Below are 23795 nucleotides of genomic sequence, written 5' to 3' on the forward strand. Positions count from 1 at the left end.
GTCGGGAAAGCGGCCCGGCGGATGCTGCCAGGTGATGGGCATCATCCGCGCGGGACGTTCAGAACTTGATACCGCGGTGCAGTGCCACAACACCGCCGGTCATGTTGGTGTACTCGACGCGCTCGAGCCCTGCATTTTCCATCATGGCCTTGAGCGTCGGCTGGTCGGGATGCATGCGAATCGACTCGGCCAGATAGCGATAGGAGTCGGCATCGTTGGCTACCCACTTGCCGATGCGCGGCAGAACATGGAAGGAGTATTGATCGTAGACCTTCTCGAAGACCGCGTTGACAGGCTTTGAGAACTCCAGAATCAACAGCCGTCCACCCGGCTTGAGCACGCGCGTCATCGATGCCAGTGCAGCGTCCTTGTCGGTCACGTTACGAAGGCCGAAAGCGATGGTGATGCAGTCAAAGGTATTGTCAGGGAAGGGCAGGGCCTGGGCATCGGCCTGAACAATCTCGACCTGCGCGCCGATGCCGCGATCCATCAGACGGTCACGCCCGACCTGCAGCATCGAGGCGTTGATATCGGCCAGTACCACTCGACCGGTGGGGCCAACACGTTCCACGAATTTGGCCGTCAGATCACCGGTGCCGCCGGCGAGATCCAGTACGGTATGGCCGCGGCGTACGCCTGAGCGCTCCATTACCACGCGCTTCCAGAAGCGATGAACGCCCATCGACATCAGATCGTTCATGATGTCATAGCGGCGTGCCACGCTATCGAAGACCTGCTCGACGCGGCCGGCCTTCTCCTCGACAGGGACTTCCTCATAGCCGAAGTGCGTTGTCTGCTTGTCCATGGCGTTCCCCTGTCAGCGTTTGCAAGTCATGTGTTCTGGTATCGTCAGTGGCGCTACCTGCCCTTTGGGCATCGGTGCGTCGTCTATCCGGTCGGGAGGGTCGCGCCTGTCGAAAGCCATTGTAGCTTTCAGGAGATCATTTGTCCTGACGCCCATCAGGTGCCTGGCTCATTGACGCTGTAGCGGGATACCCAGTGGCTCGCGCGAGGCATTGGCCTTTTTGAGCTCGTGAAGATAGTCGTCCCACCAGAGGTCGCGGTTTTCGATCATTTCCCAGAGGTAGGCATAGGTATAAAGGCCGCTGTCGTGGCCGTCATCAAAGTGCAGCTTGAGGGCGTAGTTGCCTACGGGCGTGATGTTTTTCAGACCGACGTATTTCATGCCGGTCTGCAGGACGGCCTGTTCCGGGCTGTGGCCTCGTACCTCGGCCGAGGGCGAATAGACCCTGAGCATTTCGGCACTGAGGCGAAAGCTTTGCGATTCACCGTTGAGGTCATAGGTCAGCGCCAGTTCGCGACTGCGCTGATGATAGTGAACGCCGGTTGGCATGGGGGCACTCATGGGACGTCTCCATGATATCAGGTAGCACCGGATGAAGCGCCCTTGCGAAAGGGGCGTCGGCATCCTTTTAAAAAAACGGGCGGCCCATGAACGGGCCGCCCTCCAGGATACGCTGTTGGCGTTAAACGATAAAGACGTTTAGAGGATGTAGCGCGACAGATCCTCATCGCGTGCCAGTGCCCCCAGACGCTCATCGACATAGGCGCCGTCGATGACCAGCGGGCCCTGCATGTCGCTGCCTTCAAAGAGCGCTTCTTCCAGCAGACGTTCCATGACCGTATGCAGACGACGAGCACCGATGTTTTCGGTCCCTTCATTGACCTGCCAGGCAATCTGCGCGATGCGCTCGATGCCATCATCGGTAAATTGAACGTCCAGCCCTTCGGTTTTCATCAGCGCTTCATACTGGCGCGTCAGCGAAGCGGACGGCTCGGTCAGGATGCGCTTGAATTCATCCGGCGACAGGGCGGAGAGCTCAACACGAATCGGCAGACGCCCCTGCAGCTCCGGGATCAGATCCGAGGGCTTTGAGAGGTGAAACGCGCCCGAGGCGATAAAGAGGATATGGTCGGTATGCACCATGCCGTGCTTGGTCGAGACCGTCGAGCCCTCGATCAGCGGCAGCAGGTCACGCTGTACGCCTTCGCGGGAGACATCGCCGCCACTGCCGGACTCGGCCCGCTTGGCCACCTTGTCGATCTCGTCGAGGAACACAATACCGTTTTGCTCGACGGCCTCGATGGCGCGGGCCTTGAGGTCTTCATCATTGACCAGACGCGAGGCTTCCTCGTCTCGGACCACCTTGAGGGCTTCCTTGACGGTGATGCGACGCGTTTCCTTGTTCTGCTTGCCCATGTTGGAGAACATGCTGGACAGCTGATTGGCCATGTCTTCCATGCCGGGAGGGGCCTGAAAATCCATGCCCTGACCGGCCGGCGACAGCTCAATGTCGATTTCCTTGTCATCGAGCTTGCCTTCACGCAGCTGCTTGCGGAAGGTCTGACGCGTGGCGCTGTCACGGCTTTTGCCGCTGTCGTACTCGCTGCCGCGAGCAGGCGGCAGCAGGGCATCAAGAATGCGCTCTTCGGCGGCGTCATCGGCCTTGTGGCCGACCTGAGCCTTGGCCTGCTCACGGACCAGCTTGATGGCGGCTTCGACCAGATCGCGAATGATCGATTCGACATCGCGGCCGACATAGCCGACCTCGGTGAACTTGGTCGCTTCAATCTTGATAAACGGCGCGTTGGCCAGTTTCGCCAGACGGCGGGCGATTTCGGTCTTGCCCACGCCGGTCGGGCCGATCATCAGGATGTTCTTGGGGGTAACTTCCGGGCGCAGCGTGTCGTCGAGCTGCATGCGACGCCAGCGGTTGCGCAGGGCGATGGCCACGGCGCGCTTGGCATCGGCCTGGCCGATGATGTATTGATCCAGCGCGTGCACGATCTCACGCGGGGTCATGTGTTGGCTGTTGGCATTTTGAGCGGTCATGGAAGTCTCGGTCATGATCAGTCCAGTGATTCGAGCGTCACGTTGTGGTTGGTGTACACACAGATATCTGCCGCAATCGCGAGGCTCTTTTCAGTGATTTCACGTGCTGACAGGTCGGTATTTTGTACCAGCGCCCGTGCCGCGGCGTTGGCATACTGACCACCCGAACCGATGGTGATGATGCCGTGCTCGGGTTCCAGCACATCGCCGGTGCCTGTAATGATGAGCGAGGCATTGCGGTCGGCCACAGCCAGCATCGCCTCGAGCTTGCGAAGGGCGCGGTCGGTGCGCCATTCCTTGGCAAGCTCCACGGCAGCCTTGGTCAGATGTCCCTGATATTTCTCGAGCTGCGCTTCAAAACGCTCAAACAGGGTAAAGGCATCTGCCGTACCGCCGGCAAAGCCGGCCAGCACCTGGCCCCGGTAAAAACGACGGACCTTGCTGGCATTTCCCTTCATGACCGTATTGCCCAGCGACACCTGTCCGTCGCCACCCAGGGCGACCTGTTCGCCGCGGCGAACCGAAACAATCGTGGTCATCGGCGCTACTCCAATGCGTTGGTGACATGCACCTGGTGACTTGAACGCAAACGGCGCCAGTGGCGCCTGAACTCATCTGCGTTGCTGAAAACTTTCCCCTGAAGTGCGGGCGGCCGGGGCTCAAATCAAGCCATGACCCATATGGAAGTTGTCTGAAGTGTGCAAGGCGGCGTCGATCAGGCCGATTTTTAATGTCACAAGGGGAGGAAGAGGGTTTCTGAAACATTGCCCTGAAACATGGTCCTGAAATAAAAAAGGGCGCCTGCTGCATCGCAACAGGCGCCCCGCGGCCAGGCGTTACCGTGCTCTAACGCTGCTGGATCTGCATCGGGTCGATGCCTCGGGTCTGCATCAGCCCCCGGGCGCGTGCCAGTTCCCCGGAGTCGCGATAGGGACCGGCCTGGACGCGATACCAGGTGGTGTTGTCGGCCGTTTTAACCTGAGTGACCTGCATGACAAGCCCCAGATCCCGCAGTTTGCCGGCCATGTTATTGGCATCACTTTGTGACTTGAATGATGCCGCCTGCAGCATGTAGCTGGGGCCGCTGCCGGCACTGCTCGCGCTCTGCTGTCTGGCAGGCGCGCTCTGACGGCTGCTGGAGGCTTCATGACGAGAGGCCATCTGCTGGATGGCATCACCGCTGTCGGCGCTGCTCTTTTCGGAGCTGCTGGATGTGGCGCTCTTCTGTGACGTGGTCTTGCTTTCCGGGTGACTTACCGACGCAGAGCTGCTATTGCCGGCAATGCGTTTGGCGTGCTGTTCCAGCACGGCGCCCTCGGTGCCCGGGCGCGGGGCCGAGTTGTAATCTTCCACGTTCGGCGCGATCACTTCCGATTCGGGCAGCAGGGTATAGAACTCGAACGTCGGCATCTGGTCCTTTTCCTCGGCCGTTGATGCAGACTCGCTGCCCTTTTGCTGATCGCCGCCATCAGCGCGCTTTTTTGCGACCACGGCGGCTACCTGGTCACGCTTTGGCGGGGCGTCATTCTGGAAATACTGGGCAATCGCAAAGCCCGCGATGATGCCGACCAGCGCCCACAGCCAGCCGGGGATATGGAAGCCGTCGCCGCCGGATTTTGACTTGTTACGTGATGTGGCGCCCTTGCCCGAGGGCGCCTTTTTGCTCTGGCGCTGTGCCATTTACATCTCCCTGGGGGCCGAAACGCCCAGCAGGTCAAGACCGTTGCGCATGACCTGGCGCACGGCCAGACCAAGGGCCAGTCGTGCATTGCGCAGGTCAGCGTCATCGACCATGACCTTGACGGCGTTGTAGCAGGTGTGGAATTCGCTGGCGAGTTCCTGCAGATACAGGGCGATCTGCTGGGGCTCGCGCTGGTCGGCGGCGCGGCGCACCGTCTCGGGCCAGCTGCCCAGGCGGTTGATCAGGTCGCGCTCGCGAGCATCCTCGAGCAGGTGCAGCGAGGCGCGCGCCCGCTGCGCATCAAAGGGCTGATCGTTACTGGCGGCTTTCGCCTCGACACTGCACACACGGGCATGAGCGTACTGGGCGTAATAGACCGGATTGTCGCTGGACTGCGAGCGTGCCAGATCGATATCAAAGGTCATCTGCGAGGTTGCAGCGCGCGATACCAGGAAGTAGCGCGTCGCGTCACGACCAACTTCATCGATGAGATCGCGCAGGGTGACGTAGCTGCCGGCCCGCTTGGAAAGCTTGACCTCCTGGCCCGAACGGGTAACCAGCACCATCTGGTGCAGTACGTAGTCCGGCCAGCCTTTCGGAATGCCGGCGTCGAGCGCCTGTAGCCCGGCGCGCACGCGGGTGACCGTAGAGTGGTGATCGGCGCCCTGTTCGTTGATGACGGTGGTGAAACCACGCTGCCACTTGTCCAGGTGGTAGGCGACATCGGGCAGGAAGTAGGTGTATCCGCCCTCGCGCTTTCGCATCACGCGGTCCTTGTCATCCCCGAAGTCGGTGGTCTTGAGCCACAGCGCGCCGTCGGATTCATAGGTGTGACCGCACTGAATCAGGCGCTCGACCGTGTCTTCCACCTTGCCACTCTCGTAGAGGTCGGATTCCAGAAAGAAGACATCAAAACCGACACCAAAGGCCTTGAGATCGAGATCCTGCTCGTGACGCAGCCATGCCACCGCAAAGGCGCGAATGGCGTCCATGTCATCGGGGTTGGCCGCGGCCGTCACCTGACGATCGTCGGCCGTGACGGTATCGCCCTGCATATAGGCACGCGCGACATCCTGAATGTACTCGCCGCGGTAGCCGTCGGCCGGCCAGGCCGGGTCGTTGGGTTCGATGCCCTTGATGCGGGCCGCCACCGACAGGGCCAGATTATCGATCTGGGCACCGGCGTCGTTGTAATAGAACTCGCGGGTGACGTCATAGCCGTTGGCCTCGAGCAGGCGGCACAGGCTGTCGCCCACCGCCGCGCCCCGACCGTGGCCGACGTGTAGCGGACCGGTCGGGTTGGCCGAAACAAACTCGACCTGCACCTTCTGGCCGGCGCCATCGCGGTTACGGCCGAAATCATCCCCGGCCTCGAGAATGTCGAACAGCACTTCGCCCGCGGCGCTGGTATTGACGAAAAAGTTGATAAAGCCGGGGCCTGCGATCTCGACGCTTGAAATGGCGCTGGAGGCCGGCAGGGCGTTGATCAGGCGCTCGGCCAGATCGCGCGGCTTCATGCCGGCAGGCTTGGCCAGCATCATGGCCAGGTTGCTGGCGTAGTCGCCGTGGGCCCGGTCACGCGCGGCATCGACACGAATGTCGGGCTGGGTGCCAACGGGCAGGGCGCCTTCGGCCTTGAGCGCCTCGAGCGCCGTATTGAGCAGTAGGGTAATCGTCTCTTTCATGCTGGCATCTATGGTCGTGGATGGCTGGCCCGACGCATTCGGCCAGGTCTTGAACTGCGCGCCCCGTCACAAAACGTCCGCGTTGACGAGGTTGATGGATCAAACGGGGGCAGGCGCTTTGGCGCCCGCCATTATCGTTCAACCGTGGACAGTGTCAAAACCGGTATTGTGTCCGGGATGTATCAGGCCCTCTCCAGCGCAGACATCGTTCTAATACATCTCCTGCGGATCGATGTCGATGCTGTAGCGCAGGCGTCTTGCATCGGCCTGCTGGGTCATCCACTCATCCAGCCAGGCGCTGGCTTCATGCAGTGCGCTGCGCCGGTCGGCGCTGAGCAGCAATTGAGCATGATAGCGGTTCTGACGCCGCTCCATCGGTGCCGGAACCGGCCCGAGGCAGTGAACCGCCAGCCCCCGCTCGTCGAGCCAGGCTCGCATGGCCTCTCCGGCTCGGGTGAACAGCTCGATCACGGCCTCCATGCGCGCGCTTTCACCCCGCATGAGCGCCATGAAACGAAAGGGCGGCAGACCGGCCAGCCGGCGCTCGGTCAAAAGCTCCTCGGCCAGGGCGTCGTAGCCTTCCTCGACCAGCAGTCTCAGACTCGGGTCCTCCGGATGCAGGGTCTGAATCAGCACCCGTCCGGGGTGCTGGGCGCGTCCAGCCCGGCCCGCCACCTGGGTCAGCAGCTGTGCCGAGTGTTCGAGTGCGCGAAAGTCGGCGCTGTAAAGCCCGCCGTCGGCGTTGACCACGACCACTAGCGTGACATGAGGGAAGTGGTGGCCCTTGGCCAGCATCTGGGTGCCGACCAGCAGGCATGAGCCGCCCTGACGAATTTCGGTCAGCGTCTGTTCGAGAGCATCGCGCTTGCGGGTGCTGTCGCGATCGATTCGCATGATGCGGGTATCGCTGAAGGCTTCCTGCAATGCCTCTTCGGTGCGTTCGGTGCCGGCGCCCTGAGGCCTGAGATCGGCACTGCCGCACTTCGGGCAGGCATCCGGAACGCCGCGCTGCTGTTCGCAGTGGTGGCAGATCAGCCGATGCGGGTCACGGTGGAGGGTCATTCGGGCGTCGCACTGCGGACATTCGGCCAGCCAGCCGCACTGATGACAGGTCAGCGTGGGCGCAAATCCGCGGCGATTGACGAACACCAAAACCTGGCGCTCGGCCTGAAGATGCTCTCTGATGGCCGTCAGTGCCTGCGGCCCCAGGCCACCGCGCTGGGGTTTACCACGCAGATCTACCAGCGACAGGGCGGCCGGTGCGGCATTGCCGGCCCGAGTGTTGAGTCGCAGGTGGCGGTAGTGACCGTCGCGTGCGCGGGCAAGGCTTTCAAGTGATGGTGTGGCGCTGCCCAGCACGATGGGCACACCGTCATGCTGGGCGCGAACGATGGCCAGGTCGCGGGCGTGATAGCGCAGGCTGTCCTGCTGCTTGAAGGAGCCGTCGTGTTCTTCGTCCACGATGATGACGCCAGGAGAGGCCAGCGGCGTAAAGACCGCCGAGCGGGTGCCGATCAGCACCGCAGCACGGCCCGAGCGCGCGGCTTCCCAGCTGTCGAGACGCTCGTTGTCATTGAGGCCGGAGTGCAGGGCAATGACCGGGGCGTTAAAGCGCTTTCTAAAGCGCGACAGGGTCTGCGGCGTTAGGCCGATCTCGGGGACCAGCACCAGCGCCTGACGCCCGCGATCCAGCACCGCCTCGATCAGCTGCAGATAGACCTCGGTCTTGCCGCTGCCGGTGACACCGTGCAGAAGAGAGACCCGAAACCGGTCGAGATCCTGATGCAGCTCGGCCAGTACGCTTGCCTGCTCACGATTGAGCGGCAGCGTGGGTTCGGCCAGCGTTTTTGGCGAGCCCACGCTTGCCGGCGCAGCCACGCTCTCTTCATGGCAGTCGATGAACCCCTTGTCGCGCAGGGCGTGAAGCTGAGGGCGATTGAAGCCAAGCGCCGAGATGGCTGACGCCACCAGACCACGCGGGTGCTGGGCGATAGCGGCCAGCAGCTCTGCCTGACGCGGCGCGCGTGACAAGACCTCTCCCGGCGCTCGGCCCGCTTCGGTGATGAACCAACGCGCCTGAGAGCGTGCCGTCAGTGGCCGGCCCTGGCGTAGCAGGGCCGGCATGGCACTGCTCAGGGTCTCGCCCAGCGAGTGCTGATAGTAGCGGGCGGCAAAGCGGCATAGCCACAGCCAGTCTGCTGGCAGGGGGGTGCGATCGATCAGGGTGTCAATGCGACGCAGTCGAGCCAGCGGGACATCGCTTTGGTGGTGAATATCGATGACCACGCCGATCACGGATCGGCGTCCAAAAGGCACGCGCACGCGCACGCCGGCGACCCAGCCCTCCTCGGGGGCATCATGGCCTGGCAGGTAATCAAATACTCGCTTGAGTGGCGACGGCACGGCTACCGCCAGAATCACGCGGTCAGGCCCGGGCGTGGACACGATCGGCTTGCTCCAGAAATCAAAAAGAAGGATGTTTCGGCCCGCCTGCTGAGGAAGATTCTGCGGGCCGCGGCAGGTTAGCACGTTCTCTGTACCGGCCGTGATGACACTCTGCACTGGCCGTGATGGCAAGGTCTGGATGTCGTCATGTAGCGCCCGTGTATCCACTGAAATAGCGGGTTCATCAACTTGTAGGGGCAGGTCTTTTTCGTTACGCTTCGCCGAATTGATAATTGATTTTCGAACGAGTAATGAACATGTCTCAGGACAAGAAACAGGCAGCACTGGACTATCACGCTTATCCGATTCCGGGCAAGCTGAGCATTGAAGTTACCAAGCCCACGACCTCCTCAAAACATCTCGCCATGGCCTATAGCCCGGGCGTGGCCGAGCCGGTGCGTGAAATCGCTCGCGATCCGGAAACTGCCTATCGCTATACCGGCAAGGGCAATCTGGTGGCCGTCATCTCCAATGGCAGCGCCATTCTGGGGCTGGGTAATCTGGGCGCACTGGCCAGCAAGCCGGTCATGGAAGGCAAGGGCGTGCTGTTCAAGCGCTTTGCCGGAATCAACGCCATTGATATCGAAGTCGACAACGCCGATCCCAACGCCTTTATCGAGACTGTGGCCAATATCGCCTGCAGCTGGGGCGGTATCAATCTCGAGGACATCAAGGCGCCCGAGTGCTTCCAGATCGAGCGTGAACTCAAGGCGCGATGCGATATCCCGGTCTTTCATGATGATCAGCACGGCACGGCCATCGTCACCGCTGCCGGCCTGCTCAATGCCCTTGATATCGCCGGCAAGACGCTCGGTGATGCGCGCATTGTCTGTCTGGGTGCAGGCTCCGCGGCCATCGCCTGCATGGATTTGCTGATCGCCTGTGGTGCCGCGCGCGACAACATTCGCATGCTCGACAGCAAGGGGGTCATTCATGACGGTCGTGAAGATCTCAACGAGTTCAAGGCACGCTACGCGGCCACTACTTCCGAGCGCAGCCTGGACGATGCCATCGACGGTGCCGATGTCTTCATCGGATTGTCCGGGCCCAATCTGTTCGCCGCCGAGCAGCTTCAGAAAATGGCGGCCAACCCCGTCGTGTTTGCCTGCTCCAACCCGGATCCGGAAATTCATCCCGATACGGCGCATGCCACTCGCGATGATGTGATCATGGCCACCGGCCGGTCGGACTATCCCAATCAGGTCAACAACGTGCTGGGCTTTCCCTTCATTTTCCGTGGTGCACTGGATGTACGTGCCCGCGAAATCAATGAAGAGATGAAGGTTGCCGCCGTTCACGCCCTCAAGGACCTTGCCCGTGAGCCGGTCACGCAGGAAGTTCTGACCGCCTACGAACTTGATGCTCTCGAGTTCGGTCGCGGCTACATCATTCCCACACCGCTGGATTCGCGTCTGCTGGACCGCGTCTCCTCCGCCGTGGCGCAAGCGGCAGTCGATTCAGGAGTGGCCACAAAGGCCTATCCGTCGCACTACCCGCTGACCAGCGTTGAGGATGTTTACGGCGGCTGATCCGCTGGCTGGATCCTTCACACAAAAACCCCGTCACCCATGGTGACGGGGTTTTTTTATGCAGGGTCCATGGCGCCGTGTCAGAGGTCGTAGACCACCGAAACGGCCGTGGTGGTATCGGTCTTGTGTTGGGCGTCTTCGGGCGGGTCGTCGTTGAAGTCGACGTCATAGGACAGGCGCATGGCCAGGGCATCGTTGATGGAAACCGTCATTGAGGTCTGGGAGCGCATGATCAGATTGAGTCCCGTGGCTTCAATGACCAGATCCTGACCGAAGGTGGCGGTATCCGAGACCTGCCAGCGATAGTTCAGTCCTCCATAGGCCAGCGCCCGATATTTCTTTTCGTCGCTATCGGTGTAACTGTCGCGGCGCACACCTGGGCCGGCTTCAATCGACAGCGACTGCGGTGGTCCGCTGAGTAGCTGGCGGCCGTAACCGCCGGCCAGCGTGCTCTGGGAGTTGTAACCGGCGAAGCGATCCTTGCGCCAGCGCGCCAGGCCGAAGAGATAGTTATCCTCGTCGAGGCTGTAGCGTGTGCGCCCGCCAAGGTTGTAGTTCTCGGCCGAGGTGTCGTTCTCATCGCTGGCGCTGTTGATGCCGGCATAGAGGTTCCATGACCAGGGGCCGTTGTACCAGGTAAGGTCAGCATGGGTGCGCAGGCTGGAGCTGTTACTGTTACCGGAGAGTTTTGTGTACCCCAGTGCATACTCGCCATCAAAGTCATCATCGGCCTGCTGGGCGCTTTCAAGCGTTGAATAGCCGGCAAAGTTTTCATTGTCATCGGCCAGGCTCTGTTCGGCCGGCAGCATCGTGACGAAAAGGGGGAGAAGAGGCACAAAAAAACGTATGTAGCGTGAACCCATGATGATGCAAGTCTCTTGAATACCGATACGCTGCGCTAGCAGCAATGATGGTTCCTGCCCTGGGGCGTGGCGCGGCCTGAACCGGCAGTGCTGCCGCGCGAGGGCAGTTTGCCCGGAAGGTGTGGGGGCTACACGAGGTTTGGGGTCACGTTTTGTGAGGCCTGATGTCTTCGTTGGCCAAAACGTTGAGCGGTGTTAGAAGTTGTAAACCACCGAGGCCGCCGTGGTGCGATCGGTATGGGCATCCGCTTCACGCGGCGGGTTGGAGTTGCTTTTGATGTCGTGAGACACCCGAAGCGCCAGGCTTGAGTTGATGGCTACCGAAATGGCGGAGTAGGAGCGAAGCGTCACGTTGTCCTCTGCGCCTTCTACCGAAAATTGCTGAATGAAGCTTGCGGTATCGGATATCGAGATTGAGTAGTCGGCGGCCAGGTAACCCAGCAGCATGTGTCGGCTGCCCCCGCTTTCATAATCGTCGAAGCGGTAGCCGGGGCCGGCTTCCAGCGACAGGGCCTGGAGGTCGGTGTCAAAGATCTGGCGGCCATAGCCGACAATGGTCGTGAACTGATTGTCGTAGCCCGAGAAACGCTCCTTCTCGTAACGCGCCAGCCCGAACAGATAGTTGGGAGAATCTCCGAGCGAATAGCGCTCTCGCTGGCTGAACAGATACTGCTCGGCAGTAGTGTTTTCACTGTCCTTGACGTTTTTGACCTCGGCGCGGGTTGTGTGCGTCCAGGCCTGGTCATACCAGGTGATACGGCCCTTGCCAAGCAGGGTCTCGGTATTGGTATTGCCGGACAGCGCCGTATAGCCAAGCTCGATGGCGCCTGAAAAGGGCACGGCATCATCGCTGGGCGGGGGGGGAGCATAAAACAGCGAATCGGCGGCCCGGGCGCTGTCATGCCAGCAAAATGCGATGACGGCCAGAACGAAGACGCCCAGGCCTCGACGACAGGTCAGGCGCCGGTAAGGCAGGGTCGTCATGTCAGGTGCGGTCATGATGTTGCTGTTGGCGTGAACGGGTGGGTTCATGGTCATGGCTATCGTTGCGATATAAAGACCTGTCCGGGCAGGGCGCCCGGACAGGTAGGTAAGGGTGATCAGAAAATGGCGTCGTAACTGCCGGTTCCCTGGGAGCCGCTTTCCGATTCAAGTTCAGGGCGAATCGAGCGCGGCTGGTAGGGCGGCAGATTGTCCTTCTGGAAAATTTCGGTAATGCCGCCTCTGTCTTCATCATGCAGACGTCTGCCGGTGTCCGGGTCGATGCGTACGGTCACGATGTCGTCAGGCGCACTGGGGGAGGCCTCGGGCGTTCCCTTGAGGACGGTGCCCATATAGTCCTTCCAGATGGGCAGGGCGGCCTGGGCGCCGTATTCGGCAATGGTCTCGTTGCTGTCCTTGCCGACCCAGACGCTGGTCACGACGTTGTTGTTGAACCCCGAGAACCAGGCATCGCGCTGATCGTTGGTGGTACCGGTCTTGCCGGCGATATCACCGCGATCAAGCGACAGTGCGGCGCGACCGGTGCCGCGCTCGATCACGTCACGCATCATGGTGCGCAGCATATAGACCGAGTCCGGCGAGGCCACGCGTTCGGCGATCGGGTAGGTGCGATCATCAATGGTGACGGTCGAGTCCATCGGATCGCACTCGCGACAGGCTGCCGGCGGATTGGTCTCTTCAAGCAGATTGGGGCCATCCTCACCCTGGCTTACACGCTCGATGAACCATGGCTTGATGCGGAAACCGCCGTTGGCGATCTCGGCATAACCGCGGGCAATTTCCAGCGGTGTCAGCTCGGCCGTACCCAGCGCCAGCGACAGGCCGTGTGGCAGGCGCTTGCGCTCAAAGCCCATATTGACCAAAAAGTCGATGGTCTTGTCCAGACCGACCGACTGCAGGGTCCGAATGGTCACCAGATTGAGCGAGCGGTAAAGCCCCACGCGCAGCCGGGTCGGGCCACCAAAGCTGCGTTCGGAGTTCTCCGGGCGCCAGGCGTCCTGATTACCAACACCGGCCTGCACGATCGGCGCATCGTTGACGATGGTGGCCGGGGTCATGCCATTTTCAAGCGCTGCCAGATAGATGAACGGCTTGAAGTTGGAGCCGGGCTGGCGACGAGCCTGAGTAACGCGGTTGAACTTGCTGTTGGCAAAACTGAAGCCACCCTGCAGCGCTCTCAGAGCCCCGGTCTGCGGGTCCAGCGAAACCAGTGCGCCTTCGGCCTGGGGCATCTGGGCCAGACGCCAGCCGTCGCCGCGAGTACGCTCCATGATGCGGACCAGGTCGCCGCGTTTGGCGATCTGGCCGGCACTGCTCGGCGCCGCCGCCCGGCCGCGCGGGCTCAGGTAGCGTGCGGCCCATTCAAGGCCCGGCCACTCGATGGTGATGACGTCATCGTTGTCATCGAGGACACGCATGGTACGACCGTTGGTATCGATCACGATGGCCGGTCGCAGCGGGCCAAGACGCGGAGTGGCATCCAGCACGCGCTGCCAGTTGCTGACATCGCCATCGACGCCCGGAACCGATGCCTTGCTGCGGGCGGCGGCCTCGCGGGCGGTACTTTCGACTTCCGGTGACTCGGAAAGCTCTTCCTCGAGTCCGGCACGGTCGGTGCGATCCTGAGCCTCCGACAGACTGGCCGGAATATCACTCTGCTCGGCGCCACGCCAGCCATGACGGGTGTCGTAGTCCACCAGCCCATTGATCAGCGCGTTACGAGCGGCTTCCTGCATCTTGCTGTCAAGGGTCGTGACGATACGGTAGTTGCCGGTATAGGCCTCGTCGCCAAAGCGTTCGAGGGCGTACTGGCGTGCCATCTCGGCCACCCAGGGCGCCTGGACATCAGGCTGGGCGTGATGGCGCTTGGTTTCGATCGGCGCCTGAACGGCGTCCTGATAGGTGGCCTGATCAATCATGCCGAGCTGATGCATGCGCAGCAGCACCCAGTTACGGCGAATCAGGGAGCGCTGCGGGTTGCTGATCGGGTTCAGGCTCGACGGCGCCTTGGGCAGGCCGGCAATGGTGGCCAGTTCCGGCAGATTCAGTTCGTTGAGCGGCTTGTCGAAATAGGCTTCGGCCGCAGCCCCGACACCATAGGCGCCCTGGCCCAGATAGATCTTGTTGACGTAGAGCTCAAGGATCTGCTGCTTGGACAGGATCTGTTCCATCTGCAGCGACAGCAGGATCTCGCGAATCTTGCGGGTAAAGGTCTGATCAAGGGTGAGCAGGTAATTACGTGCCACCTGCATGGTAATGGTGCTGCCGCCGGAGCGAATGCGACCGCTGGTACCCAGTTCGAGGGCTGCGCGAAGCAGACCGCGCGGGTCCACGCCCGGATGCTGATAGAAGCCGGCATCTTCGGCGGCCAGCAGGGCATTGATGAAGTTCTGCGGAATCTCGTCTCCCTTGACCAGCTGACGGCGCTGGGCGCCGAACTCACCGATGAGCTTGTCGTCGCTGGTATAGACCCGCAGTGGCATCTCGAGCTGATAGTCCTGCAGCTGATGAACGTCGGGCAGGCTGGGGGCGAAGTAGAGCGCAGCGCCAGCTACAGAAAGTGCAATGCCAGCCGTTATGGCAAGCAGCAGGAAGAAGAGATGGAAAACCAGGCGCTTGATGAACGTCATGTAACACGTGTTCCGTCGATGAGGCGGGCTTGAGTGCGCAGGACATCGGTGACCGTCTGGCGTCGTTGTCGAAGACCGCGCTGAAATATGGCACTAGCAAGCCGGGCATTATAAGTAGCCGGTGCCAGAGCGACCAGCGTTAATGGGTAGTCGAGCACAGAGTGCCTGCTTTTAAAACCGTTTAAAGCGTGCGTAAACCCCGTTATTTGCGTCATCAGAGCGATCCTGAACACGTTATAAACAATGCCGTAATAAGACGGGCCACAGGCTGGAGAACTGACGTGCTGGGTTTTGGACGTGCGACACAGGGGTTGATCGGCGTGGATATTACCTCTGCCACCGTCAAGCTGCTTGAGCTTGAGCGTCAGGGTGATCATTGGCGGGTGGCCTCCTGGGCCGTACGCCCGCTGGTGGATCGCGCCGTGGTCGAGCGCCGCATTCGTGATATGGACCAGGTGGTCATGGCGCTGTCGCGTGCCATGGATCATGCCGGCCCCCGGGCACGCCGTGCCGTGGTGGCGCTTCCCACTGGCGCCGTCATTACCAAGGTGCTGAGCATGCCGGTGTCGTTTGACGACGATGACATCACCCAGCGTATTGCCATGGAGTCGGACAAGCATATTCCGTTTCCGTTCAATGAAGTGACGCTCGACTTTCAGCGTCTGGGCGTCAATGCTCGCTATAACGATCAGCAGGATATTCTGCTGGTGGCCTGTCGGCGACAGGACATGCAGCTGTTGACTGATGTGCTGGAACAGGTTGGGCTCGAGCCTGCCGTTGTGGACGTTGAAATGTTCGCTATGGAGCGCGCGACGCGTTATCTGCTGTCCGCAATCCCCCATCATCCCGACCGGGGCAGCGCGCTGATTGATATTGGCGCCAGCATGACTGCCTTTAACATCGTCCATCGTGGCCGCATCGTGCATACCCGCGACAATGTCATGGGCGGGCGCCAGCTCACCGACGAGATTCGCCAGCATTATCGCCTGACGTTCGAGGAGGCCGGGCGCGCCAAGAAGGCCGGCGATCTGCCGGAGTATCGTTCGCGCATTCTGCACCCCTTTCGCGAGTCGCTGGTGCAGCAGATCATGCGCTCGCTGAAGCTTTACTACACCACGGCCGGTGCCTGTGAAATAGAGCATCTGATCCTTGCCGGAGGCTCCAGCGTCATCGAGGGGCTGGCCGAGCGTCTGACCGAAGAGAGCCGTCTTGAGGTCATCTCTGCCAACCCGTTTGCCAGCATGCGCATTGGCAACGGAATCGATCACGTTAAGCTGTCTCTGGATGCACCCGCCATGATGACTGCCTGCGGATTGGCCATGAGGTCGCTGTCATGAGTACGGTCATTGAAACGCCCGGCAATGCTCAAATCGATATCAACCTGCTGCCCTGGCGGGAACAGGCGCGCGAGCGCCGTACACGACGATTTCATCTCTGGCTGTTTTTCAGCGTGATACTCGGACTGGCCATCGGGTTTTTATGTCAGTTCTACCAGCAGTACCAGCTCGATCGCATCAATGATGACATCGCTTATATTCAGCAGCGCACCGAGCATCTCGAGCAGGACATCAACCAGGGACATGTTCTCGAAGACAAGCGTCATCAGATGCAGGGCCGTATCGAGCTGATTCGTCAGCTGCAGTTCTCCCGCTCCCAGACCGTGGCGCTTTTTCAGGCGTTGACCGACACCCTGAGCGATGGCGTGGTGTATGACCGGATCAATCGCCATGACGGTCAGCTCGAAATCAGTGGTCTGGCCATGACCAATCGTCAGGTGTCCGATCAGATGCGTGCGCTCTCCAGCGCGCCAGTACTGGGGGAGCCTTTATTGCTGGACGTGCGTGCCGAGGATGAACGCTCGAACCGTCGGCGCTTTAACCTGCAGGTGCCGGAACATCCCCTGCATGAGGTGCCGACGAGTGTGGAGGCGTTGCCATGACACGTATCGACTGGCGTCTTGAATGGCAGCGGCTGCGTCAGGTGCGCCTGACCGAGCTTAGCATTGAGGAGGGCGGCAGCTGGCCCTGGCTGTTGCGTGTGCTGTTCTGCACGCTGGTGACACTGATCGTGGCATTCGGGGCGCAGTGGTATCTGGCAGCTCCGGTGGCACAGGAGGTAGGCGAGGCGCGCGCGCAGGTCGAGACGATGAAGTCGCAGTACGCTACGCGTGCCTTTCAGGCTGCCAATCTACCGCTGCTGGAACAGCGTATGGAAGAGCTGGATGTGCGAATGGGTGCGCTTTTGAGCATGTTACCCACGGACAGTGAAGTACCGGCGCTGCTTGATGACATCAGCGATGCGGCCCGGCGTCAGCAGCTCGACATTGATTTCATTCGGTTGGCCACGCCCGAATCACACCCTTTCTATATTACCCAGCCACTGGAAATTCAGGTGCGCGGCGATTACCACCGTCTGGCCGCCTTTATCTCCCGCGTGGCAGAGTTGCCACGCATCGTGACGCTGCATGATTTTACCCTGACGCCCACGGCCAGCGGAGCCAACGATGCGCTGGTGCTGTCGCTGCAGGCCGAGACCTATCGCTATGAGCCCGGCCAGGTAGAGGCCACTCCGTCGAAGGCGGTGACACCATGAAGCCCGCGCCCCTGATGGTGATGACGCTGTGCCTGGCGCTCTGGGGCTGCGGACGCAATGATACGGCGCAGCTGGACGCCGAACTCGAGACGCTGCGCACTCGTCCGGTAGGTCATCTGGATGCGCTGCCCGAACAGCCCGCCTATCAACCCCTGCACTATAGCGCCGGGGGGCATCGCAGTCCCTTTGCCAGCCCGCCGGGCATGGTGGCCGCAACGCCTGCGGCATCGCCACCTTCAGGCAGTGTCAGTCCGGACCCCGACCGTGCACGCGAACCGCTTGAGCGCTATCCGCTGGAGTCACTGCGACTGGTAGGCACCCTGAGCGTAGGAGGGCGCACGATCGCGCTGATACGCACCCCGGAAGGCCGGGTCATACGCATCGGATACCGAGCGCGTATTGGTGAAAACAGTGGACGGGTCACCCGCATTGGCAGTGACCATATCGAGATTACCGAGCTGGCGCCTGATGGCCGCGGCGGTTTTAGTGACGTCAGCCGCACGTTGACGCTGGGAGCAACTTCATGACACCAATGGGTCACCATGTTTACCGCGGTCGGCAGTTGCCCGGCCCCTATGCCGCGATCGTTTCGAATCATCGACACAGGCGATGGCGTGATGCCCTGGCATTCGTGACTGGCCTTTTGCTGCTTTTAGGGGTAGCGCTGGTGAATGCGGCCTCCCTGACCGATATCACCTCTAAACAGACAGGCTCGGGGGAGGTCGTTCAGCTGGTCTTTGATGGTCCGGTCAACGTGCCGCAGTCCACGATGCTGAGTGCGCCGCAGCGGCTGGTGCTGGATTTTGACGGTGCCGGCAGTCGGCTGTCGTCTTCGCGCGTGCCGCTGGCCAGTGCCAATGTCGATGCCGCCGAGGCGCGCGTCTCCGGCAATCGGCTGCGTGTTATTCTGGCCATGGCGCGCCCGGTGGGGTGGCAGCTCTCCGCTGCAGGCAATGTGCTTGAGGTCAGGCTCGGCGATCGCATCTCGGGCGGCACCGCTGCCGGAAGCGGTGATCTGTTGCAGCGTATTGCCGCGGTTCAGGCCGGTGGTGCTACTGCTCGGGGTTATGATGAGAGCGCCACTGCGGCGGCCAGCGATGCTCGGGCCCGTATTGAAAACATCGATTATCGCGCCGTCGGTCAGGGAAGTGGTGAGCTGATCGTGACGCTGGATCGACAGGGCATCTCGCCCCAGCTGGACGTACAGGGCGATCAGGCTCGCGTACGCCTGTCGGGCGTGCGGCTGACGCCGCAGTGGCAGCGCATCATGGATGTCAGCGACTTTGCAACCCCCGTGTCCCGCGTGACGCCTTCGCAGTCGGGTGAGGATGTGGTGCTGACGCTGGCCATGGCGCCAGGGGCGGTGGCGATGGCCACCCAGCGAGGAAGCGAGGCCGTGATCCGGGTATCGCCGGCCGGCTCTGCCGCAGCCGATCGCCTGCAGTCGCAGTTTCCCTTTGATGGCAAGCGCATCTCGCTGAATTTCGAGGACATCGATGTGCGCACGGTGCTGTCGATTCTGGCCGATGAGGTCGGGCTCAATCTGGTGGTCAGTGACAGCGTCAGTGGCAACGTGACGATCAACCTGCGCCAGGTGCCGTGGGATCAGGCGCTTGATCTGATTCTCCAGACCCGTGGCCTTGCCAGTCGGCGCAGCGGCAACGTACTGCTGGTGGCGCCCGCCGAGGAGCTTTCCGGTATGGCGCAGCGTGTCGCTCAGGCCGATCAGGGAATGTCGGCCAACGAGGCGCTGACCACCGACTATCTGCAGATGCGCTATGCCAAGGCGATCAACATGGCGGCACTTTTGCGTGGAGAGCAGGGGCTGGGACTGTTGTCCGAGCGTGGGCACGTGTCGGTGGATGAACGCACCAACACGCTGCTGGTGCAGGACACCCGCGAGCGTATCGAGGAGATTCGTCGCACCATCGATCATCTGGATGTGCCGGTGCGCCAGGTACAGATCGAGGCGCGCATCGTGATCGCCCGCGACCGGGTGGTCAATCAGCTGGGCGTGCGATGGGGGCTGTCACGACCGGGCACGCCGTCAAGCGGCATCAATCTGAACGGTGCCTCCAATGGGTTGGCGGCCAATGGTGGGCTGAGTGTGGATCTGGGTAACGCCGTAGCGCCTACCACCGGCTTCAGCTTTGGCTATCTCTCGGGAGATGTGCTGCTGGACCTGGAACTCAATGCGCTGGAGTCCGAGGGCAAGAGCCAGACAATTTCCCAGCCCAAGGTGATCACGGCCAATCAGCACCCGGCCCTGATCAAGCAGGGTCAGGAAATTCCCTATCAGCAGGGCGGCGACAACACCCTGACCGGCACCACCGTGCAGTTCAAGGAGGCGGTGCTGTCGCTGGAAGTCACACCTCAGATCACGCCCGACAATCGCATCATCATGGATCTGATCGTCAACAATGACGACGTCTCCAGCAATCAGTACAACGGTGTGCCGGCCATCGATACCAATCAAATTCAGACCCAGGTGCTGGTCAATGATGGTGAAACGGTCGTACTTGGCGGTATCCTCTCTACCGAGCAGGTCAACAATCTGTACAAGACTCCTTTCCTTGGTGACCTGCCGGGCCTTGGTCGACTGTTTCGCTATACCGAGCAGTCCAATGAAAAGGTAGAATTGCTGGTGTTCATTACGCCAAGGATCCTTGAGGACACCCTGACGGTGCGCTAATGCAGGCTTTACCCAATCTGTTTCTGATCGGCCCCATGGGGACCGGTAAAAGTACCATCGGTCGCACGCTGGCGGCCGAGCTGCACCGCGACTTTTTTGATAGCGACCACGTTATCGAAAAGCGCTGTGGCTGCAATATTCCCTGGATATTTGATGTCGAGGGTGAGGCCGGGTTTCGTCTTCGCGAAGCTCAGGTCATTGATGAAATTACCCGCTATCAGGGCATCGTGCTGGCCACCGGTGGCGGAGCGGTCATGCACCCGACCAATCGGCGCCTGCTGCGCGAGCGGGGCGTGGTCATATATCTGTCCACCACCATCGAGCAGCAGCTTAAACGCACGGCGCGTGACCGCAATCGTCCGCTGTTGCAGTGCGAGAATCCCGAGCAGCGCCTGCGCGAACTGCTGGAGCTGCGTGACCCGCTTTACCGCGATACCGCCACCCTGATTGTCAGTACCGACCGGCGCAGCCCACGATCGGTGGTGGCCGAGATTCGCCGGCGCACCCGACGCTATGCGAGCAGCGCCGCGCGTGGCTGTTGCACTGACCTGTCAGGCTACCCGCTCTAGTCAATGCCCGTCAGCGGCGGTGCGAGACACCGCCATCATCTCTTTACGGATCAATGGATGTCGCAGATGCAGACCCTCACGGTGGAATTGCCGGATCGTCACTATCCCATTCATGTCGGCCCGGGCCTTCTGGACGATGCCTCGCTTTTGACGCCACATCTTGCCGGGCGCCAGGTCATGATCGTGACCAACGAGGTTGTGGCGCCGCTGTATCTTGAGCGCTTGAAGGCGACCCTCGCGGGTCATGACGTGCATGAAGTAGTGCTGCCCGATGGTGAGGCGACCAAGAATCTCGAGCACGTCGAACGGATCTGGGACGCCCTGCTGGCGGCCGGTTTCAACCGGCGCGCTACCCTGATCGCACTGGGCGGCGGCGTGACCGGCGACATGACGGGGTTTGCCGCTGCCTGTTATCAGCGTGGCATCGCCTTTATCCAGATTCCGACCACGCTGCTGGCGCAGGTGGACTCCTCGGTCGGCGGCAAGACCGGTGTGAATCATCCCCGTGGCAAAAACATGATTGGCGCCTTTCATCAGCCGCGCGCGGTCATTGTGGACACCGATACGCTCAAGACCCTGCCGGCACGTGAGCTGACGGCCGGGCTTGCCGAGGTCATCAAGTACGGCTTGATCCGCGATGAGGCCTTCATGACCTGGCTTGAAACCAGTATGACCGGTCTACGCTCGCTGGACGCCGCACTCCTGACCGAGGCGATCCTCAAAAGCTGCGCCGTCAAGGCCAAGATCGTGGTGGAGGACGAGACCGAGCAGGGTGTACGAGCCTATCTCAATCTGGGCCACACCTTCGGTCACGCAATAGAAACGGCCATGGGCTACGGAAACTGGCTGCATGGCGAGGCGGTGGGTACCGGCATGATGATGGCCACAGCCCTGTCGCATCGATTGGGCTGGCTTGATGAGGCCGCCGTCAAGCGCGTGGCAATGCTGCTCGAGGCGGCCGGTCTGCCGCGCCATGCGCCGGCCAGCGTCAGCGCCGAGCGTTTTCTGGAGTTGATGCATCTGGACAAGAAGGTGATGGATGCACGTCTGCGACTGGTACTGTTAAAGGCTTTTGGCGACGCCTGCATTACCGATGACGTCGACGAAGGCCAGGTTCATGACCTGCTGGAACACTGGGAAAGGCAGTAGATTAATGAATATTTCCTGATGTAGTGTGTTTGCCCTGATGCCTGGCTGGTGTGATCGCGCACCGGCCATTTTTTTAACTCAACTTTAGTAGTATCGCTACATCGAAGGAGTCTTTCATTTTTGAAAGGCTCGGCGTCCAAACGCCGCTTTAAATAATAATGATTCCTGTTAACTCAATGATGCCTGATACCAAGGTCTTATTGCTGTCTCGGGTTGTTTCTAAAAAGTCCTTTCCTTTCAATTGTGTAAGCTTTGCCTCGCCACCGTGTTGCCCCCTACGCTCGCCCGATGATTGTCCGCCGGCTCGATGCCGGAAGTCCCCTTCATGACAACACACGCGGGAGAGTAAAGGTGCTGACCTTCATAGGCCTTGCCATCATTATCACCATCGTGACCCTTTTGCTGTTTGAGAAGGTCATTCCGATCATCGCGCTCAGTGCCATTCCCTTCATCGGTGCATTGCTGGCCGGTTTTGGCATCAGCGAAATTTCGGAGTTTTTCCAGCAGGGTGTGAACAAGGTGGCAGGTGTTGCCTTCATGTTCATGTTTGCCATTCTCTTTTTCTCCATCATGAAAGAGCGTGGCCTCTTTGACCCTCTGATTTCCGCCATGGTGACGCTGACACGCGGTAATGTGGTGGCCGTGGCGGTCATGACGGCGCTGGTGGCGGCCTGTGTACATCTGGATGGAGCTGGCGCTGCGACCTTTTTGATCGTTTTGCCGGCGTTGATTCCGCTCTATCGTCGACTGGGCATGAACCCCTATCTGATGCTGACCCTGATGGCGACCAGCATGGGCATCCTGAACATGGTGCCCTGGGGTGGGCCGATCGGTCGTGCCGCGGCCGTCACCGATATCTCTCCTGACGAACTCTGGCATGGCCTGATCCCGGTACAGCTGGCCGGCATTGCCCTGGCCGTCGTCGGTGCAGCGCTACTGGGATGGCGGGAAAAGCGGCGCATTGAGCGCCTTGGCGGGATGGAGGCGGCCATCGCGCACAATTATCCGCCGGGCAGCAGTACCGACATTGCTTCCGGAGGCACGGCTGTCACTGAAAAGGCGTCCAACGATGGCGAACAGAGCGCGCCCTCCGGGGCGCGTGAGGGCATGCCACGCTTTTACTGGTTCAATGCAGCGTTGACGCTGGTCACGGTCGTCTCGCTGGCGCTGGGTCTGATGGCGCCTGCCTACATCTTCATGATCGCGCTGTCCGTGGCACTGCTGTTCAATTATCCAAGCCTGGCGGCACAGTCGCGCGTCATTACGCAGCACGCGCCACAGGCCTTCAACATGGGCGCGATCATCGCCGCGGCCGGTGCCTTTCTGGGTATTCTCAATGGCACCGGCATGCTGGAGTCGATCGCACTGGATGTGACGCAGATTCTGCCGGGTCAGGCTGTAAGCGTGCTGCATATTCTGGTCGGTACCATGGGGGTCCCCCTGGAGCTTCTGACCAGTACTGATGCCTATTATTTTGCGCTGCTGCCGGTCATTCAGCAGATCACGGCCAGCGCCGGGGTCGATCCGATTGCGGTGGCTCATGCCATGTCGATTGGCAGTATCGTGGGCACCTTTATCAGCCCGTTCTCACCGGCGCTGTGGCTGGCGTTGGGACTGGCCGGTCTCGAGATGGGGCGCTACATCCGCTACGCCTTTCTCTATCTCTGGGGATTCAGCCTGATCATGATGTTCGTGGGCTATCTCTTCGGCTTGTATTAAGGCGCCTGACCGTCATTATCGATTTCAACGAGGTCATCCTGGCCCGGAAGCCTGCTTCCGGGCCTTTTGCGATAGGGAAGACCCCATTTCTGGATCGAAAGCGAAACCAAAAAAGGCATGGGTTATGCATAAACGGCATGGGTGGGCGCGCACTTTTATAGGGCGTCGAAAGAATTGAGGCGCTATTGGGGTGCAGAGCTAACGTCTTGAGAAGACAGTGTTTTTTAGCCGGAGTGGTACGTAACCCTTCGAAATTGAGTCACTTTTTTGAAATGCCGAAGGCGGCAAGGGGGTTTGCCTGCAAGGCCGTCTATCGTATGCTCGAAGCAGCTCTTTTCCCACCTCGGGCGCTCAAGAGGCGCTGTCTGAAATAAAAATAACCGGG

At 60.8% G+C, this 23795-nt stretch carries 19 protein-coding genes; 9 read left to right on the top strand and 10 right to left on the bottom strand.

Features of this window, described 5'->3' with window-relative positions:
* Window positions 1-58: 58 nt before the first annotated feature.
* The 7 genes from ubiE to B9H00_RS12665 form a co-directional block, all read right to left on the bottom strand.
* Window positions 59-805: a bifunctional demethylmenaquinone methyltransferase/2-methoxy-6-polyprenyl-1,4-benzoquinol methylase UbiE gene (gene ubiE, locus B9H00_RS12635; RefSeq protein ID WP_086900942.1), complete on the bottom strand. Its 747-nt coding sequence runs from the start codon at window positions 803-805 to the stop codon at window positions 59-61.
* A 168-nt stretch (window positions 806-973) separates the two neighbouring features.
* Complete coding sequence (locus B9H00_RS12640; protein ID WP_086620613.1) at window positions 974-1366, bottom strand: gamma-butyrobetaine hydroxylase-like domain-containing protein; 393 nt, start codon at window positions 1364-1366, stop codon at window positions 974-976.
* A gap of 138 nt (window positions 1367-1504) precedes the next feature.
* On the bottom strand, window positions 1505-2869 hold the full coding sequence (hslU, locus tag B9H00_RS12645; RefSeq protein ID WP_236944273.1) for an ATP-dependent protease ATPase subunit HslU: 1365 nt from the start codon (window positions 2867-2869) through the stop codon (window positions 1505-1507).
* Window positions 2870-2871: 2 nt separating this feature from the next.
* Entirely contained in the window at window positions 2872-3393 is a 522-nt protein-coding gene (gene hslV / locus B9H00_RS12650; protein WP_086620612.1) for an ATP-dependent protease subunit HslV, read from the bottom strand.
* A 307-nt stretch (window positions 3394-3700) separates the two neighbouring features.
* Window positions 3701-4534 (bottom strand): SPOR domain-containing protein, encoded by an 834-nt coding sequence (locus B9H00_RS12655; protein ID WP_086900943.1) that lies wholly within the window; start codon window positions 4532-4534, stop codon window positions 3701-3703.
* Entirely contained in the window at window positions 4535-6220 is a 1686-nt protein-coding gene (gene argS, locus B9H00_RS12660; RefSeq protein ID WP_086900944.1) for an arginine--tRNA ligase, read from the bottom strand. It lies immediately after the preceding gene.
* Window positions 6221-6430: 210 nt separating this feature from the next.
* Window positions 6431-8665, bottom strand: coding sequence for a primosomal protein N' (locus tag B9H00_RS12665; protein ID WP_174678726.1), 2235 nt, complete (start codon window positions 8663-8665; stop codon window positions 6431-6433).
* A gap of 257 nt (window positions 8666-8922) precedes the next feature.
* On the opposite strand from B9H00_RS12665, the gene B9H00_RS12670 reads away from it, so the two are divergent.
* A complete protein-coding gene (locus B9H00_RS12670) occupies window positions 8923-10194 on the top strand; it encodes a malic enzyme-like NAD(P)-binding protein (RefSeq protein WP_086901867.1) in 1272 nt (423 codons plus the stop codon).
* A gap of 80 nt (window positions 10195-10274) precedes the next feature.
* On the opposite strand, the gene B9H00_RS12675 is transcribed toward B9H00_RS12670, so the two are convergent.
* The 3 genes from B9H00_RS12675 to B9H00_RS12685 form a co-directional block, all read right to left on the bottom strand.
* Window positions 10275-11057 (bottom strand): DUF481 domain-containing protein, encoded by a 783-nt coding sequence (locus B9H00_RS12675; RefSeq protein WP_147376547.1) that lies wholly within the window; start codon window positions 11055-11057, stop codon window positions 10275-10277.
* Between the two features lie 195 nt (window positions 11058-11252).
* A complete protein-coding gene (locus B9H00_RS12680; protein ID WP_236944274.1) occupies window positions 11253-12089 on the bottom strand; it encodes a DUF481 domain-containing protein in 837 nt (278 codons plus the stop codon).
* A 68-nt stretch (window positions 12090-12157) separates the two neighbouring features.
* Window positions 12158-14689 (bottom strand): penicillin-binding protein 1A, encoded by a 2532-nt coding sequence (locus B9H00_RS12685; RefSeq protein WP_086900946.1) that lies wholly within the window; start codon window positions 14687-14689, stop codon window positions 12158-12160.
* Window positions 14690-14970: 281 nt separating this feature from the next.
* Between B9H00_RS12685 and pilM the strand changes: the two genes are divergently transcribed.
* The 8 genes from pilM (at window position 14971) to B9H00_RS12725 (ending at window position 23410) form a co-directional block, all read left to right on the top strand.
* Window positions 14971-16026 carry a type IV pilus assembly protein PilM gene (gene pilM / locus B9H00_RS12690; RefSeq protein WP_086900947.1) on the top strand — a complete coding sequence of 352 codons (1056 nt, stop codon included), beginning with the start codon at window positions 14971-14973 and terminating at the stop codon, window positions 16024-16026.
* Complete coding sequence (locus tag B9H00_RS12695) at window positions 16023-16628, top strand: PilN domain-containing protein (protein WP_086900948.1); 606 nt, start codon at window positions 16023-16025, stop codon at window positions 16626-16628. The genes pilM and B9H00_RS12695 overlap by 4 nt, the downstream gene beginning before the upstream one ends.
* Window positions 16625-17281, top strand: a complete 657-nt coding sequence (locus B9H00_RS12700) for a type IV pilus inner membrane component PilO (protein WP_236944275.1) — start codon at window positions 16625-16627, stop codon at window positions 17279-17281. Before B9H00_RS12695 ends, B9H00_RS12700 begins: the two co-directional genes overlap by 4 nt.
* Window positions 17278-17808 carry a pilus assembly protein PilP gene (locus B9H00_RS12705; protein WP_086900949.1) on the top strand — a complete coding sequence of 177 codons (531 nt, stop codon included), beginning with the start codon at window positions 17278-17280 and terminating at the stop codon, window positions 17806-17808. Before B9H00_RS12700 ends, B9H00_RS12705 begins: the two co-directional genes overlap by 4 nt.
* Entirely contained in the window at window positions 17805-19973 is a 2169-nt protein-coding gene (gene pilQ / locus B9H00_RS12710; protein ID WP_236944276.1) for a type IV pilus secretin PilQ, read from the top strand. Before B9H00_RS12705 ends, pilQ begins: the two co-directional genes overlap by 4 nt.
* Window positions 19973-20542 carry a shikimate kinase AroK gene (aroK, locus tag B9H00_RS12715; protein ID WP_086900951.1) on the top strand — a complete coding sequence of 190 codons (570 nt, stop codon included), beginning with the start codon at window positions 19973-19975 and terminating at the stop codon, window positions 20540-20542. The genes pilQ and aroK overlap by 1 nt, the downstream gene beginning before the upstream one ends.
* 66 nt (window positions 20543-20608) lie before the next feature.
* Window positions 20609-21691, top strand: a complete 1083-nt coding sequence (gene aroB / locus B9H00_RS12720) for a 3-dehydroquinate synthase (protein ID WP_086901870.1) — start codon at window positions 20609-20611, stop codon at window positions 21689-21691.
* 351 nt (window positions 21692-22042) lie between these two features.
* Complete coding sequence (locus B9H00_RS12725) at window positions 22043-23410, top strand: CitMHS family transporter (RefSeq protein WP_086900952.1); 1368 nt, start codon at window positions 22043-22045, stop codon at window positions 23408-23410.
* Window positions 23411-23795: the final 385 nt, after the last annotated feature.

The organism is Kushneria marisflavi (assembly GCF_002157205.1).
Lineage (GTDB): Bacteria > Pseudomonadota > Gammaproteobacteria > Pseudomonadales > Halomonadaceae > Kushneria > Kushneria marisflavi.